General features: G+C 37.5%; 9 protein-coding genes. 6 read left to right on the forward strand and 3 right to left on the reverse strand.

Translation table 11 applies throughout. The features are described 5' to 3' along the window. Positions 1-44 precede the first annotated feature (44 nt). Positions 45-1,346 carry a phosphopyruvate hydratase gene (eno, locus tag FVA69_RS05340; RefSeq protein ID WP_004260453.1) on the forward strand — a complete coding sequence of 434 codons (1,302 nt, stop codon included), beginning with the start codon at positions 45-47 and terminating at the stop codon, positions 1,344-1,346. Between the two features lie 487 nt (positions 1,347-1,833). Further along, positions 1,834-3,219, forward strand: a complete 1,386-nt coding sequence (locus tag FVA69_RS05345) for a DASS family sodium-coupled anion symporter (RefSeq protein WP_004913667.1) — start codon at positions 1,834-1,836, stop codon at positions 3,217-3,219. A gap of 117 nt (positions 3,220-3,336) precedes the next feature. Here FVA69_RS05345 and FVA69_RS05350 read toward each other — a convergent pair whose 3' ends face one another. Next, positions 3,337-4,266 carry a filamentous hemagglutinin N-terminal domain-containing protein gene (locus tag FVA69_RS05350; protein ID WP_238789286.1) on the reverse strand — a complete coding sequence of 310 codons (930 nt, stop codon included), beginning with the start codon at positions 4,264-4,266 and terminating at the stop codon, positions 3,337-3,339. A gap of 965 nt (positions 4,267-5,231) precedes the next feature. Between FVA69_RS05350 and FVA69_RS05355 the strand changes: the two genes are divergently transcribed. Together FVA69_RS05355 and FVA69_RS05360 are read left to right on the forward strand one after the other, a co-directional pair. Beyond that, entirely contained in the window at positions 5,232-6,449 is a 1,218-nt protein-coding gene (locus tag FVA69_RS05355; protein ID WP_164528505.1) for a hypothetical protein, read from the forward strand. 146 nt (positions 6,450-6,595) lie between these two features. Then, a complete protein-coding gene (locus tag FVA69_RS05360) occupies positions 6,596-11,422 on the forward strand; it encodes a TcdA/TcdB pore-forming domain-containing protein (protein WP_164528506.1) in 4,827 nt (1,608 codons plus the stop codon). Positions 11,423-11,530: 108 nt separating this feature from the next. Here the strand turns inward: FVA69_RS05360 and FVA69_RS05365 are convergent, their stop codons facing one another. Both FVA69_RS05365 and FVA69_RS05370 read right to left on the reverse strand, forming a co-directional pair. Next, positions 11,531-14,689, reverse strand: coding sequence for an efflux RND transporter permease subunit (locus tag FVA69_RS05365; RefSeq protein ID WP_109912056.1), 3,159 nt, complete (start codon positions 14,687-14,689; stop codon positions 11,531-11,533). Positions 14,690-14,704: 15 nt separating this feature from the next. After that, positions 14,705-15,892: an efflux RND transporter periplasmic adaptor subunit gene (locus FVA69_RS05370; protein ID WP_004913654.1), complete on the reverse strand. Its 1,188-nt coding sequence runs from the start codon at positions 15,890-15,892 to the stop codon at positions 14,705-14,707. Positions 15,893-16,026: 134 nt separating this feature from the next. Here FVA69_RS05370 and acrR point away from each other — a divergent pair, with 134 nt between their 5' ends. Further along, complete coding sequence (gene acrR / locus FVA69_RS05375) at positions 16,027-16,677, forward strand: multidrug efflux transporter transcriptional repressor AcrR (RefSeq protein WP_164528507.1); 651 nt, start codon at positions 16,027-16,029, stop codon at positions 16,675-16,677. 12 nt (positions 16,678-16,689) lie between these two features. Then, complete coding sequence (locus FVA69_RS05380) at positions 16,690-17,043, forward strand: DsrE/DsrF/TusD sulfur relay family protein (RefSeq protein ID WP_004913652.1); 354 nt, start codon at positions 16,690-16,692, stop codon at positions 17,041-17,043. Positions 17,044-17,094 lie beyond the last annotated feature (51 nt).

A 17,094-nucleotide genomic window follows, 5' to 3' on the forward strand; every position in this document is an offset into this window, starting at 1 on the left:
GTGCACCAACTTCCCAAAATTTAACTTGTACTGAGGAAAACCTAATGTCCAAAATTGTTAAAGTGATCGGTCGTGAAATCATTGACTCTCGTGGTAACCCAACTGTAGAAGCTGAAGTTCATTTAGAAGGTGGCTTTGTTGGTTTAGCTGCAGCACCATCAGGTGCGTCAACAGGTTCTCGTGAAGCTCTGGAACTGCGTGACGGTGATAAAGCACGTTTTCTGGGTAAAGGTGTTCTGAAAGCAGTTGCTGCTGTTAATGGTCCAATCGCAGAAGCGCTGATCGGTAAAGATGCTAAAGACCAAGCTAACATCGATAAAATCATGATTGATCTCGATGGCACTGAGAACAAATCTAAATTTGGTGCAAACGCAATTCTGGCTGTATCTTTAGCAAATGCTAAAGCAGCTGCGGCAGCGAAAGGTATGCCTCTGTATGAGCACATTTCTGACCTGAATGGTACTCACGGTCAATACTCTATGCCTCTACCTATGATGAACATCATCAATGGTGGTGAGCACGCAGATAACAACGTTGATATCCAAGAATTCATGATCCAGCCTGTTGGCGCACCAACGCTGAAAGAAGCTGTTCGTATGGGTTCTGAAATTTTCCATCACTTAGCAAAAGTACTGAAATCTAAAGGTATGAACACTGCTGTAGGTGATGAAGGTGGTTATGCGCCTAACTTAGAGTCAAACGCAGCGGCATTAGCAGCAATTAAAGAGGCGGTTGAGCAAGCAGGTTATGTATTAGGTAAAGACGTAACACTGGCAATGGACTGTGCAGCATCTGAGTTCTATAACGCAGAAACAGGCAATTATGAGCTGAAAGGCGAAGGTAAAACCTTCACTTCACAAGAGTTCACTCACTATTTAGAAGAACTGACTAAACAGTACCCAATCGTATCTATTGAAGATGGTCTGAATGAGTCTGACTGGGATGGTTTCGCATACCAAACTAAAGTTCTTGGTGACAAAATCCAACTGGTTGGTGACGACCTGTTTGTAACGAACACTAAGATCTTGAAAGAAGGTATTGATAAAGGCATTGCTAACTCTATCCTGATCAAATTCAACCAAATTGGTTCTTTAACTGAAACTTTGGCTGCAATTAAAATGGCGAAAGATGCAGGCTATACAGCTGTTATCTCTCACCGTTCAGGCGAAACTGAAGATGCAACTATCGCAGATTTAGCAGTCGGTACAGCTGCAGGCCAAATCAAAACGGGTTCAATGAGCCGTTCTGACCGTGTTGCTAAATATAACCAACTGATTCGTATTGAAGAAGCATTAGGTAAAAATGCACCATTCAATGGCTTAAAAGAAGTTAAAGGCCAAGCGTAATTTTAGTTCGTTAACCAATTTATACGAAAGGAAGCCGATGGCTTCCTTTTTTTTCGACTGAAACCTTTGCTGAGGAAGCCATTTTTACTATATATTCCCAGTAATTTATGATTATCTCTAATGTATCATAATAAATTTGATTGGATTTTTAGTAAGCTTAATGATTGTTCAGCCTTTTATTGACTCACTTTATATTTAATAATCAATTTAAAATCAATCAATTAGATAGTTGATTGATATACGTCTCTTTAGAAATAATATGCTAATTTATAGTAGCTATTTTAGTATTTAATTCTTCGATTTTTACGAGTGAATGGGTAGGTTTTTTGGAGTTTACATGAAAAACGATGAAATTATACGGTGTAGATCGCACTTTTAGTTCCTCCACATTTTAATTTCATACAATTAACTTTATATTCCAGCTCTTGCAAAAAAATATTAACAATAATACTCGAAAATAATTTGCTTCCGAGCTAATGGAGTTTACATGGACGCTTCCGAATCCCTACAACCAGCGGTCAGCCCGACCCCATCCAATAAACGGGGTTGGATCATTTTAGCGGTTGATATTGTTCTACTGATCTTACTTTTAAAATATTTGCCTTTTGATGACAAGGCAAATGCAGGCCTTGCAATGATGGTTTTCATTGGTGTGCTTTGGCTAACTGAAGCTATCCATGTCACTATTACTGCACTTTGTATTCCTATCTTAGCGGTTGGGCTTGGATTAATGAATACAGGGGAAGCGCTTAAATCATTCGCAAACCCAATTATTTTCCTATTCTTCGGTGGCTTTGCTTTAGCGACGGCTTTGCATATTCAAGGCTTAGACCGTCTAATTGCTAACCGCTTACTAATGGCTGCACGTGGTCGTTTATCAGTCGCAGTATTACTGTTGTTTGGTGTTACCGCGCTGCTATCAATGTGGATTAGTAACACAGCAACTGCTGCAATGATGTTACCCCTTGTATTAGGTATTTTATCTAATCTCGATGTACGTCATGAACGTAATACGTTTGTGTTTGTTTTATTAGGTGTTGCTTATAGTGCCAGTATTGGTGGTCTAGGAACTATTGTGGGTAGCCCACCAAACGCAATTGCCGCTGCTGCATTAGGTTTAGATTTCTTATCGTGGATGAAATACGGCATTCCAATCATGGTAGTTTTACTACCGATGATGTTTGTATTGATGTACATGATGTTACGCCCAAATCTGAAACACCGCTTTGAAATTGAATTAGAGCATGTTAAATGGAATGGCAAACGTATTACAGCAATGGGGATCTTCCTATTTGCGGTAGTTTGTTGGATCACCAGTACATTTATTAGTGAAGCACTTGGTGGTGTGAAGGATCTCGACACCATTATTGCTATGATTGCTGCAATTTTGATTGGTATAACAGGGGTTGCTAGTTGGTCACAAATCCAAAAAAATACCGAGTGGGGCGTATTGATGCTGTTCGGTGGGGGGTTGACTCTCAGTGCAATTTTAAGTTCTTCAGGCGCTAGTAAAATTATGGCTGACTGGATGCAGATGACATTTGGGACAAGTCATTGGTTTGTGATTATCTTAGCGGTGACAACCTTTATTATCATCCTGACTGAATTTACGAGTAATACTGCAAGTGCCGCCCTGTTAGTTCCTATTTTTGCTACTGTTGCGGAAGCATTAGGTATGCCAGTTATTGTATTAACTATGATTATTGGTATTGGTGCCTCTTGTGCGTTTATGTTGCCTGTTGCGACTCCGCCAAATGCGATTGTATTTGGTTCTGGTTATATCAGGCAAATTGAAATGGTACGGGTCGGTGCAGTTCTGAACGTAGCATGTATTATTGTTATCTCTCTATTTGCTTGGTTCTTTTGGCTATAAAGCAAACAAGAAAAATCACTAAATTGATTTTAGCTAAAAGTATAAAGTGAGAGAAACACATTTTTATTTCACTTTCCCAACGACCTACGGGCTCATTAAAAATGAGCCCGTTTTTCATTACTGTGCGACAAGCACTTGCTGATTTTTCCCTATTTGTATTTTACCTGTGCCGTGCATTACAAAATCACTGTCGCCACGTAATGAAAAATTCATTGTTTGTATCAAACCTTTGATATCAATTGTATTTTGAGGACAAAGGAAGCTGTCTTTACACTGATATTGATGGCTTTCAAATGAAATAAGCCGGCCTAATAGCTTGGTATTTTCTCCCAGTTCTAGGTGGCTGCCTTGGCTATAAGGTGTATCCGTTTTAAATTTAGAGCCTGAGTGAATGACTGCTTCTCGTGGGGAAATTGAAGCACTTCCGGATGTACTCAGATAATTTTGAACCGCAGCCGTAATATTTAGTGCATTTTGTAGTTTTATTCGATCGGCGAACACATTCAGTTTAGAAAGCTGTAACGGGCTGGCATGCTGTTGGCTGATGTTGATTTGGCTTGCGGGGCTAACTGAGAATTTCAATTGACTGTATTCATCTAGTGCTTTTGCTTCAAGCTGCTTCGTTTCTTTATTTTTAACATATTGTTTTTCTAACTTACCTGCAATTAAAGATAAGCTATTAATATTACTTATGGAGCCATCAGCCCATGAGATCCTATTGGGATTAGCAATAATTAGGTTCGCGGCTTGTCCTTTAATACCGAGGACACCTTTAATTTTACTTTCTTCTGTTCCTGTCACTTCAGCCAATATTAGTTTTGCAGCTTTGTTTGCAAGTTGATTATTATCATTAATATCATTATTAAAAATGAGACCATGATCATTAGAAGATAAACTCTCAAAAGAGTTAAATGAAATATGATTTTTTAGAGGAGCTTCGATATTAATTAATTTTGCTTTAGATACATCGGCTTGAGAAAAGGAAGAAAAACTCAAACATGATAAAAAAGAGTTTGTTAGAAAGATAAATTGCATTTTTTTATTCATTACGTTTCCTTGTAATAATAACCCTAATAGGTGTAATTAAATATAATCTATTTTATTTTTCATTAGTATATTAAAATTTAACATGGATGCTATAAAAATAATTATTTTAAATTTTAATGATGCAAAATTAAAATCAACAACGATTAGTTGGGTAAGTGTAACAAATAGAGTTGCAAGTGTAGATATTAAATCATTTAAGTCACATTCCTACAATTTATAATAAAGTTGATGTTCAATTCGTTTTACTAGGATATAACGGCAATCATCAGGTAAAAAATCGCTCGTTTATATCGATATACCCAAGTACTCATCTAAAGCAAAATTTTTATTTACACGTACACTTTCTGATAGTTTTGTGATCGTTACTGAACTAAATGAAACAACTTATCGGGTCTATCATGATGGGAGAATTAATAGTTCGATTCCTTTTGATAATGTAGTGATGGCGTAGATTACAAAGATTACCAAATAAAAAATGCTAGTCTAATGACCGGTATCAGACTGATACCGAACATATTATGTTTGGTAGTAAATCTAATAGGCTATTGAGAATAAACTAGAAATATCACTAAATTGATTTTCCCCTATCTGTATTTTATCTGTGCTACATATTACAAAATAACCGTCGCCACGTAATGAAAAATTCATTGTTTGTACCAGCACCTTGATATCAATGGTATTTTGAAGCTAAAGAAAACTGTCTTGACACTGATATTGATAGCTCTCAAATGAAATGAACCGGCCTAATAGCTTGGTATTTTCCCCCAGTTCTATCGGCTAAGATATTAAGTTTAGAAAGTTGTATTCTTATTGCTTATATAATCCCTGTAAAAGATAATGATAGCTATTATATTTATTTTATTATTTGTTTAATGATTGTTAATGGAATTATTTTTTATAAAATGTAATTCTTGATATGTGGAGATGCTCTTATATAACATAGGTAAATAAAAGGATTTAATTATATGTTTAATAATAGTTGTTTATTAAAAAATTCCATTTATAAAATGGATGAAATTAAAAAAAATAATAATTTTCTAATTATTAATAAAGAATCATTATTAATAATTCGCCAAATAAAACAAATTTTACTGAGAACAGTGCAAGAGATGGGCTATGATACAGTTAACTCTAATTTAGTTGCACAAGTACTGCGTGATAGTCGTTTAAAATCTGGATTATTTGGCAGTATGCCACTTAAAAATAGTCCAGCAAGTCCTGATGTTAAGAACTTTCTTGCAGACACATTATCGTTTACCCGCTTGCATGCGATTAGTGGGGATAGCATGACAACAATGGGTAAAATACCACCTTATGGACGTGCACACTTAGTTAAAATTGGTCCGAATAGTTATGCGGTTGAATATAGATATGAGCCTTCAAGCATCTCGCCTTCATTAGCATTCCATGCTTATTTTTTAGGTTATAACGGGGCTAATCAGTCCAGTGCAACGCCTGCTTATGTTGATATACCTATTCAGGCTGCTGAGGATAGTTTTTTATTCACGGGCTCTTTAACAGGGTGCTCCGTTATTGTTACTAAGCTGAATGAAACAACCTATCGTGTTTATCATGATGGCCGTGTGAATAGTTCTATATTGTATGATAACGTTGTAATGGCATTTGATTATATGGACTACCAAGTTCCAGGCTCAGATGAAGGCCTTGCGATGGCGTATATGTATTTTAAGGATGGCCATTGGCGGTTATTATTACAAAAGCAAGAATATGAATTGATCAATGGAACACCTATTCCTAAGCTACGTAACAACGAAAGTTCTATGATAGGTTATTATGTTGATAATCAATTTTCCGAGAAACAATTAGAAAAATTCAATCGATATCGCCATGCATCACAAAATAAATTAAAAGAAATAGCAAAAGAATTTGGTATAAATACGGACCAGGTTTCAGAAGGTGAATATATTGATGGGGGGTTTTCGCTGGAGAACTCAGCAATAAAATCATGGGTTGATTTAAATGGCAAGGTTAAAAAGAAAATTTATGATAAAATCAATCAATTAATTAAACAAATTGATGAATTTAAAGTTGAATTAAGCAATCTAAAGAGTAAGTCAATACGAAGTAATGACGAAAATATAAGGATCGATAAATTAATATCAATTCTGGAAATAAAAAAATTATTAAAGATTACTATTCTCAAAAACATTTATCGATATTAACTGAGTCATTATCTGTAGAAAGAAGCTGGTTATGGCTACAAATAAAAAATAAGACTGGAATTGACTCTGTTGTTCAAGTCGTAAATGAAGAACTTGGTAACGGTGTTACGAATATAGCGCTAAATAAAGAATATAAATTGGCGGTGATGCGAGATCGTAATATTGCTAATGATAAATTTAATGAAGGTTATGATAACTATAATAAAACTGATATTCGAGGCTTTAATCAAGAAATGACTTCATCAGAGATGATGGCTCTATATTTAAATCCTGAATTGAGCGTGACAGAACGTGGCGCATTGTATAGGCATATTCAAAATACGATAGATAACGAAGGTCGTCATCAAATTTTAGAAAATACGAGGGAAATAAATGAATTATTTAAGAGAGAGGGCAGTATAAATTCTAGGCTATCCCCCCAAGATTTTTATTTACCTTTAATGGGAGATATGTCAGATGGTCGCTGTTATCCGCTTGTTAGAGCTATGGCTGTTGCATTAGAGGAGAATGGGCCAAATGGTAGTAATGTACTACTCGACAAACTCTTTTTAGCTGCCGCATCACCAACAGATAACAGCTCAATTCTATTAAAAAAATCATTAATAAGGCTTCATTCAAATATTGAAGCGGTACAGTCTTCGAGTTCTCAAGGTAACCTAGATTTAAATGCTATTGAGGCTAGATTAACTGAGGGGAATGCAACGAAAATGTATGCCTTAAATAGCCAGAAGCATGCGATGATGTTGGGGAAAATTGTATATGAAGATAGTGTAACCTATTATTTTTACGATCCTAATTTCGGTATATTTACATTTGAAAGTAGTCATAAACTTTTTTCAGCTCTAAATAAGTTTATGATAAATAAAAAAATGGCTAAATTATATGTTGCTTTAGGCTCTGATTCGAAACCTATTTTTGAATTAATTTCTATTGATGTTGACGGGATGAGAAATGTGGCAGTGGGCGGGGGATTAGTCGTATCAGATTTATCCAATACAGATGATTTGAATCTTGTTGCTGAAAGGCGTAAAAATACGATTAAATTTATTGAAAATCAAATACAAATTACTAAAGAGTTAAATATAAAAGCATCGTTAACAATTTTGACCGCTGAACGATGGGGGGACAAAATTGAGAGAGTATTTAATGAGATATCTGAACAGTATCAATTAGATGAAACATGGTTACCTAATTTTTCTAGTATAGAAATGACTGAGGAGGGAAAATACCGCATTCAATTTATTAATAAAGACATCGCATTTCGAGAGCGCTGGATTGAAACAACAGATAGTACTTTGATGGAATTTAAAGAGTACTTTAATGAAAATATAAATACATTTGAACAAAGCTACGAATTTCACCATTCTGAATTACGGCGCCGAGGTGGCATAGGTAATGCGGAACATGTTGATGGAATGAACATGGGAATGGCCGTTCACGCATTAATTCAGTGGGCTGCGAATAAAAATAGACAAAACATAAGCAGTGGCATGTCATCAAATTTAGCGGAAGCATTAAAAATTCATGCTTATGTCACTTATAGTATGATGGCGCATGGTGCAGTAAATGATGTGACAAAGGTTGTAAAGTTAGTTAAAACGCTTTGGTGTGAGGAGGCGGGAATTACCCACTCTGCGATGAAGACTTTTTCATCATCATTTGCCCGGGTAGCTAATGAAGGGATCGGTACTGCTTTTCAAGGCGCAATGGTTGGGTTTGATATTTATGAATTAACACATGCAGAAAATGATCCACAAAAGGCTGTATTTGGAACTCAGCTGGCATTCGATTCAGCAAGTTTACTATTAAGTGGTGCAACAATTGGTGCAGGTATTGTCGGAGCTACAGAGGCAGCTGCTGTATTTGGTGGTGTGGGTGTGATTGTTGGTGGCCTCGGAATTGGAATTGTGGGACTAGCACGTGCATATGCTGAAATTGGCGAGCATGCGAAAGAAGTTGGGGTCTACTTCCAACATTTAGATGATGCGTATAGTGGGAATGGATTTGATTATCAAATAGATAATCAAAGTGGTAAACGGATCTTAGTTCCACGTCCTTTGGCTGTATTTGATCGTATTGACTTACGCTCAAAAAAAATTAACTTTGATAGCCAGTATCTCTACCGTACACAGCCCCATCGCAGTGGAAATGGTAGTGGGCGCAAAGATTATATTGCTTGGGCAGCGTATCTTCCCTATTCGGTGGTTGATAAAAAACAAGCCATTAATATTCGAGAAGGACTTGGTTATCAGAGCAAGCATGACATTCCATTTCAAGAGACAGATACCGTTATTTTACCAGGGGTGCCAAAGTCATATATTAATTATTCTTTTAATCTATTTCCAGGTGCATTGACTCGTTATGATTATGGTTTTAATGTTTTGCGGAGATTAGAAGAAACAGATAAATTTGATTATGATTTTTATTCTTTTCCTGGTGAGTATATTATAACTAGAATTTATCATGAATATGTCAGTACCAAAACAAATATTATTTTACCCATAAATAAAGCACATATTGCCGTGCCTAAAATATCCAGTGAATGGTATGGGAAACTATCTTATAACCTTAGCGGAGCGGGTGGTGAATATATTATTAGTATTAACCATGGTGTTAATATTACATTAATAAATGATTCAAATTTTAAGCATAATTCAAAATGGGTTATTGATACAAGTTTGATTGATGGCGGTGATCCTACAGTAGAAGTTAATGATGGTTATCTAAGAATTGGCAGTTTAAATATAAATATTGATCCAAGTGCCTTATCTGATCAAGTTATTTTAGTTAATTCAGAGCATGAAGTTCGTGAGGTAGATTTTAAAAATAAACTCATTCAAGTTATCAGAGAGGATGGTCGACAGTGGAGTAATAAAGGCCAGTCAATTGAACAGCACCTAGATGAATTGGCTGATAAACACCAATTGCACGGTAACTTTATTGTAGTTGATGATTATATATATGGTAAGAAAAATGTTGGGAGAGCTTTTTATGAGGTCGCAACAAAAAGAATGCTTTTTACTAATTCAATAAATAAAATCTATCATTCGCCTACACTCGGAACTATTGATGCAGAGTATGCCTATTTCTTTTCTCAGGAAGAAAATATTATTTGGCGGAGCAATATTAATAATGGTGGTCAACTCGATAATAATTATTATTTAGCTGATGAGAAATCATCACCGTTTAAAGTACATAAGCTATGGAGGGAGCATGAAAATATTTATTTTAGTTTAACTCATCATGATAATAATGACGAAATTTTCACTAAATATAAAATAGATGGAAAAAAATCTGAACTCGTTAATATTTTTAATAGTAGTAAGCTGTTAGAATATTTAGCGAATTCACCAACAAAAATAAATAGTTCGGGATACCATATTTTAAAAATGTATTATAATGTACCTAATGATCGTTACAGTCAAAATCTTAGCGAAGTAGAATCTGATAAGTTAGATTTTTCTACGTTAAATCTTGCAAAGATAGTAACTATTGATGGTAAAGATGAAAATGGTATCAATCGTCGTTATTGGCTACGTCGTGACACAAATACTTTAATTAAGGTTAACCTTGGTGTAAATAAATATACAAAGGTTGTTGAAAACCCTGCTGATTTAACACTTGTTGGTAGTTTAATTGACGACAGTGAAACGGAAGTGTTTTTTTTCTATAGTAAAGAAAAAGATAGATTATATCGTCAAGAAGGCTTGGGGCAAGATGTATTTGATATCAACAATCCAACAACAAAGGTTATCACACAAGAAATATACGGACACTCAATCCCGATTACACAAATAAACACTGTTTTTAATTGGAATGGAAATATTATTGTTATAAGAAAGTCAGGAAAGATACAGCAAGTTAATGCGGATGGTAGTATAGATATAGTCGCATTTAATGAGCATTGGTTAAAAACATTAGATTCATCTAATTGGTTATCAAAGCTTGACGACAACTATAATGGAACAAAACAGGCAATTGCTTTATTGGGATTAAGGCGCTCAGATGAGAGTATCATTCCTGCATGGTACTTTGATCGCAAATTTATTATTGCTCACTCTTTGTTATCAGAACATGAGCTACAATTTTTAGGATTTGATTCAGATAATCAAAACGGGTTTATATTTGATAGAAATACCGGTAAATTATATAGTCAGCAAGTTGTTAATATTGATACTATGCGACATTCATTCTGTGTTATTAATACCTATATGAGTTCAAATAATAATATACCTGATAGCATTAAAATATACCCAGAGTTAGTATTTAAAAATATTAAGAAAATTGATAATGGCTTCATGATGCTAACGGATAAGAACGAAATACTTTATCAGCCTGACAATGGAACAAAAGAATCGAACAAGATAGGCGCTTCATTTGTAATTAAAGGAACGCATGAGGCAGATATCATTAATCCATCTAAAATAGCTCATGTTGATACATTAATATTAAGTGGTGGAGAAGGGGGGGATACATATGAATTTAGTGTAGATGCTTGGAAAGCTTATCGTGCCATTATTATTGATAATAACGCAAAAGATAATGCTGTAGATGATATTATTATACCGTCAGTTGACAATTGGAGAAAGATGTTCATTAACCGGCAAGGTAATGATCTCATTATTACAGATATCCATAATGACACATCGTTAATATTACGTGAAGTCTATGGTTCAAAATCTGAGTCTTATCGCCACTTGATGATTAAAATAGCGCAGGAGCATGATTATATAGTACTCGATAATCTAGTTAACAAGCTAAAGGAAAATTACGGATTAATGTATTTATCGACATATTTTAATGAAAGAGCAAAACGACAGTCAGACTCTACCGATATTATAGATTTATTAACGGATAGAATAAATTTTATGCGTCACATAGAACAATTAAATGTAGATATTATGCTAGACGGAAAAAATGAACGAACTGAACTTATACCAATTGGCTTATCAAGCCAAATTAATTTGGCTTGATTTTTTATTTTTGTCCACTGGGATGATGTATTAGAGCGCATTATAGGAATCAGCATTTAGATAAAAAAAGAGCCACATTTAGTGGCTCTTTTTGTCATTCATCAGCGTTTATTGAGCTGTTGGTGGGTGACTGTGTTCAATGTCCTCTGATTTCTTCGAGAAACGGCGACGGATCACCACGAAGAATACAGGAACGAAGAAGATAGCCAGCGAGGTTGCTGCGAACATACCCCCAAGAACACCAGTACCTACTGAGTTCTGGGATGCAGAACCTGCACCATTACTAAATACCAGTGGGATAACACCTAACATAAATGCTAGAGATGTCATCAGAATTGGTCGTAAACGCATTTTAACTGCATTCAGTGTTGCTTCGACTAACCCTTTGCCTTCTTTTTCCATCAAGTCTTTGGCGAATTCAACAATCAATATTGCGTTTTTCGCCGATAGCCCAATGGTGGTTAAGAGGCCCACTTTAAAGTAAACGTCGTTGTCTAAACCACGAACACTGGTGAACAATAACGCACCAATAATACCTAATGGAACCACTAACATAACTGAGAATGGAACAGACCAGCTTTCATATAGAGCAGCCAGACACAGGAATACCACTATCAAAGAAATCGCATACAGTGCAGGGGCTTGGTTACCTGCTAAACGTTCTTGATAAGACATACCCGTCCACTCGTAACCAATTCCTTCAGGCAGGTTTTCAGTGGTGAGTTTTTCCATTAACAGCATCGCATCACCCGTACTTTGTCCCGGAGCTGCTTGGCCTTGAATATTCATCGCAGGGACACCGTTATAACGTTCTAAACGTGGTGAACCATACTTCCAAGGATCTTTGGATTCGTCCATAAATGCAGAGAACGGAACCATTTTACCTTGGTTATTACGAACATACAGGTTACTGATGTCAGAAGGTAACATACGGCTTTCTGCGTCACCTTGTACGTAAACTTTCTTCACACGACCACGGTCGATAAAGTCATTCACGTAGCTTCCACCAAACATAGAACTCAATGTTGCGTTGATATCACTGATAGCGACACCTTGAGCCTGTGCTTTTTGTTGGTCAATATAAATACGGTATTGCGAGGTATCATCCTGACCATTTGGGCGAACACCTTGAAGCATTTCTGGGTGCTGAGCCGCCAATCCAAGCAACTGGTTACGGGCTTGCATTAGTTTATCATGCCCCAAGTTACCTTTATCAACTAACTCAAAGTCAAACCCGTCTGCGGTACCTAACTCAACAATTGCGGGTAGGTTAAAGGCGTAAATCAATGCTTCTTGTTTTTTTGACAGTGCGATATTCGCACGCTGTACAATCGCATCAACGTGGTTTTCATCGCCTTTACGTTCGCTCCAATTTTTCAGAACGACGAAGGCAAGACCCATATTTTGTCCTTGACCTGCGAAGCTAAAGCCCCCAACGGTAAAGACCGATTCAACGTTTTTAGCTTCTTCGGTATGGTAGTAGTTATTCACTTCATCTAGTACCGCTTGGGTTTGTTCTTGCGTTGATCCCGGTGGTAATTGGATCATTGACAAGAATACCCCCTGGTCTTCCGCCGGTAAGAAGGAAGACGGTAAGCGAACGAACATGAACGCCATACCAACCACTAACAGCAGGTAAATGACGAGATAACGACCAGTACCGTTAAGCATACGGCTTACACTGTCGGTGTAGTGGTGTGCTTGTTTTTCAAATGTACGGTTAAACCACCCAAAGAACCCTTTCTGGCTACCATGGCTGCCTTTTTCAATTGGCTTCAACATGGTGGCGCACAGTGCTGGCGTTAAGATCATCGCAACCAGTACTGATAAGATCATGGAGGATACAATGGTAATTGAGAACTGACGGTAAATTGCCCCTGTAGAACCCCCAAAGAAGGCCATAGGGATAAATACCGCAGACAGCACCATTGCAATACCGACTAACGCACCTTGGATTTGACCCATTGATTTTTTGGTCGCTTCTTTTGGTGATAAGCCTTCTTCTTGCATAACACGCTCAACGTTCTCAACAACAACGATGGCGTCATCGACGAGAAGCCCGATGGCGAGTACCATCGCGAACATGGTCAACGTGTTTATGGAATAACCAAATGCCGACAAGATAGCAAAGGTACCTAACAATACGACAGGTACTGCAATCGTTGGTATCAGTGTTGCACGGATGTTTTGTAGGAACAAATACATTACAACAACAACCAGCATGATTGCTTCTACTAACGTTTTAACCACTTCGTTAATTGAAATTTTAACGAATGGGGTTGTATCGTATGGATAAACAATCTCTAACCCTTGAGGGAAGAAAGGTTTCATTTCCTCAAGCGCGGCACGAACGTTATTAGACGTATCTAATGCGTTCGCTCCCGTTGCCAGTTTAATACCGATACCTGCTGCTGGCTTACCATTAAAGCGGGCAATCGTACTATAGTTTTCAGCACCTAATTGGACCTCAGCAACATCCTTAATACGTACTTGTGAACCATCTTGGTTTACACGTAATAAAATATTGCTAAATTCTTCAGGGCTATTTAACCGTGTCTGCGCAATGATAGAAACGTTTAAACGCTGATTTGCTACAGATGGTGAACCACCGAGTTGTCCTGCTGCGACTTGGTTATTTTGAACCTTGATCGCATTAATGACATCTGTAGTGGTCATGTTGTACTTAACAAGTTGCTCTGGTTTTAGCCAAATACGCATTGCATATTGGGTACCGAACAGTTGAGTTTCACCGACACCGTTAACTCGGCTAAGTGGGTCTTTAATATTTGACCCTACATAGTCGGCAATATCATATTGCCCCATTGAGCCATCGTTAGAAACGAAACCCGCAACCATTAAGAATGAACTAGTTGATTTATCGACACTAATACCTTGTTGCTGAACTTCTTGTGGCAACAATGGCATCGCCAGTTGCAATTTGTTTTGCACTTGTACTTGCGCGATATCACCATCAGTTCCTGCTTCAAATGTCAGCGTAATGCTAGCAGAACCTGATGAATCACTGCTCGATGACATATATACCAGGTTATCGATACCGTTCATGTTCTGTTCGATAACCTGCGTTACTGTATTTTGTACCGTCTCAGCATCCGCTCCCGGATAGTTAGCTGAAATAGAAACAGCCGGTGGCGCGATGGTCGGGTACTGCGAAACAGGTAACTGGATAATTGCCAACAGACCAGCAAGCATGGTGATAATAGCAATTACCCACGCAAAAATTGGTCTTTCTATAAAAAACTTAGGCATTAATCAGCCGCTCCCTTATTTAGACTTTTCTTCAGGTTTTGCCTGATTGTCTATGGATTGCGTTTCTAAGTTTGCTTCCTTAGGATTCACTACAATTCCTGGTTTGATTTTTTGTAAGCCGATGACAATGACACGATCACCTGCTTTTAGACCTTCAGTTACCAGCCATTTGTTGCCAACTGCTTGTCCTGCTTTAACTTTTCTGACTTCAACTTTATTCTCAGCGTCAACAACCATGACTTGAGAAGTTCCTTGAGCCGTACGAGATAAACCTTGTTGCGGAACTAGAATCGCATTATCAATAACACCATCTTCTAATACAGCACGAACAAACATACCTGGAAGTAATTCTTTGTTCGGGTTAGGGAACATGGCTCTCATCGTGATAGACCCTGTTGTTTCATCAACAGTGACATCAGAGAATTCCAGAACACCTTTTTGTGCGTATTCTTGACCGTTGTTGTTGATCAAGCTGACAGGTGCTTTTCCTGATTCCCGCTGTACAGCGCCTTTCGCTATCTCATTTTTGAGGCGTAAGAAATCGTCACTTGATTGTGTTACGTCAACATAGATAGGATCAAGTTGCTGAACACGCATTAATTCAGTGGTTTGCCCTGTTGATACTAAAGCCCCTTCAGTCACATTCGATTTGCCAGTACGGCCGCTAATCGGTGCAGTCACTTTGGTATAATTCAGGTTGATACGTGCAGTTTCAACCGCCGCTTCAGCCGCTTTGACGGCAGCGAGTGCTTGCGCATAGGTTGACGTTGCTTGGTCGTATTCCTGACGACTAATGTAATTAGTCCCTAACAATGGTTTGTAACGCTTCACCGTTAATGCAGCCAGATTCGCATTAGCTTGTGCTTTTGCTAGCTCCGCTTTTGCGCTGTCATAGGTTGCTTGGAATGGTGCCGGGTCAATTTGGTATAAAGATGTCCCTGCTTCTACGTCGCTACCTTCTTTATAGTTGCGCTTCAATATGATGCCACTAACCTGAGGGCGAACCTCGGCAACACGAAATGCGGATGTTCGGCCTGGTAACTCGGTTTTGAGCGTCAGAGGTTCGGCTTTAAGCGTAACAATTCCTACTTCAGGCGCCGGGCGTTCTCCGCCACCTTGTTGTTCATCGTTACAACCGGATAGAGCCAAGCCACCTGAAAGAACTAACAGAGCCAGAGGTAACACCCCTCTGTTTTTTCGCATAAGTTAACCTCAATTAATCAATATGAGTTCAAAACAAAAATAAGAAAAATGGTAAACAATATGATTTATCACTGTGCTATAGTACAAACATACACGAATGTATGTAAATCAGCTTTCGATAGAAACGGGTCACAATGGCACGAAAAACTAAACAACAGGCTGAAGAAACCCGTCAGGAAATATTAGATGCTGCCATCAAAACATTCTCTGAACGAGGAGTTTCTGCCACATCATTAGCCGATATTGCAAAAGCAGCGGGGGTTACCCGAGGTGTAATATATTGGCATTTCAAAAACAAAGTTGATCTCTTTTATCAAGCTTGTGAATTTGGTGATAACCAAATAGTACAAGCCGAAGAATATTATCGTTCTAAATATACCAACGATCCACTTTCAATACTAAGAGAATTATTAGTTTATATTTTGACTGATTTTATTGAAAGCCCTAAAAACCGCGCTTTGATGGAAATTTTCTTTTTGAAGTGCGAATTAGTTGGCGAAATGGCAGAGTTAGTTGATTTTAAACGCGCTAATTACGTCGCAAGCCAATGCCGAATTGTGGATAACTTGACTGCCTGTATTGATGCGGGGCAGCTTCCAGCAGACCTTGATGTGGAGTGTGCCGCGATTATGATCCGTTCATTAATGTCTGGTTTGTTAGAAAACTGGCTACTCCAATCAGAAAATTTTAATATTAATCAACATACAATTACATTGGTTGATACACTATTAGAAACACTAAAATGTAATACCGCGATCCGGTTAAAACCCATTCAAACTGAATAAGTGGAGTCCGACATGACCTCTATCTTGATTATTGCCAATGGAGCACCTTACGGCAGTGAAACATTGTTCAACTCATTGCGATTAGCGATAACGTTAAAAGAGCAAGAGCCACAGTTAGATTTAAAAATTTTTCTGATGTCAGATGCAGTGACAGCAGGTTTAGCGGCTCAAAAGCCTAAAGAAGGCTACAACCTTCAACAAATGTTAGAGATTTTAACGGCACAAAATGTTCCCGTTAAATTATGCAAAACTTGTACAGATGCCCGTGGTGTGAGTGAATTAACCCTTGCTGATGGTGTTGAAGTTGGTACATTGGTCGAGCTTGCAAGCTGGACATTAACGGCTGATAAAGTATTAACTTTCTAATATTCTACGTAAAATGTGTTTGGTTAGGTAAAATTAGGTGCTGATAGGCTG

Origin of the sequence: Providencia sp. PROV004 (assembly GCF_011045615.1) — a bacterium.
In the GTDB taxonomy this organism is placed as follows: Bacteria; Pseudomonadota; Gammaproteobacteria; order Enterobacterales; family Enterobacteriaceae; genus Providencia; species Providencia rettgeri.

Excerpts from the sequence above, each read along its gene's own strand:
- FVA69_RS05370 (WP_004913654.1), bottom strand. The coding sequence starts at position 15,892 with ATGCGAAAAAACAGAGGGGTGTTACCTCTGGCTCTGTTAGTTCTTTCA.
- FVA69_RS05350 (WP_238789286.1), bottom strand. The coding sequence starts at position 4,266 with ATGAATAAAAAAATGCAATTTATCTTTCTAACAAACTCTTTTTTATCA.
- FVA69_RS05380 (WP_004913652.1), top strand. The coding sequence starts at position 16,690 with ATGACCTCTATCTTGATTATTGCCAATGGAGCACCTTACGGCAGTGAA.
- acrR (WP_164528507.1), top strand. The coding sequence starts at position 16,027 with ATGGCACGAAAAACTAAACAACAGGCTGAAGAAACCCGTCAGGAAATA.
- FVA69_RS05365 (WP_109912056.1), bottom strand. The coding sequence starts at position 14,689 with ATGCCTAAGTTTTTTATAGAAAGACCAATTTTTGCGTGGGTAATTGCT.
- FVA69_RS05355 (WP_164528505.1), top strand. The coding sequence starts at position 5,232 with ATGTTTAATAATAGTTGTTTATTAAAAAATTCCATTTATAAAATGGAT.
- eno (WP_004260453.1), top strand. The coding sequence starts at position 45 with ATGTCCAAAATTGTTAAAGTGATCGGTCGTGAAATCATTGACTCTCGT.
- FVA69_RS05360 (WP_164528506.1), top strand. The coding sequence starts at position 6,596 with ATGCGAGATCGTAATATTGCTAATGATAAATTTAATGAAGGTTATGAT.
- FVA69_RS05345 (WP_004913667.1), top strand. The coding sequence starts at position 1,834 with ATGGACGCTTCCGAATCCCTACAACCAGCGGTCAGCCCGACCCCATCC.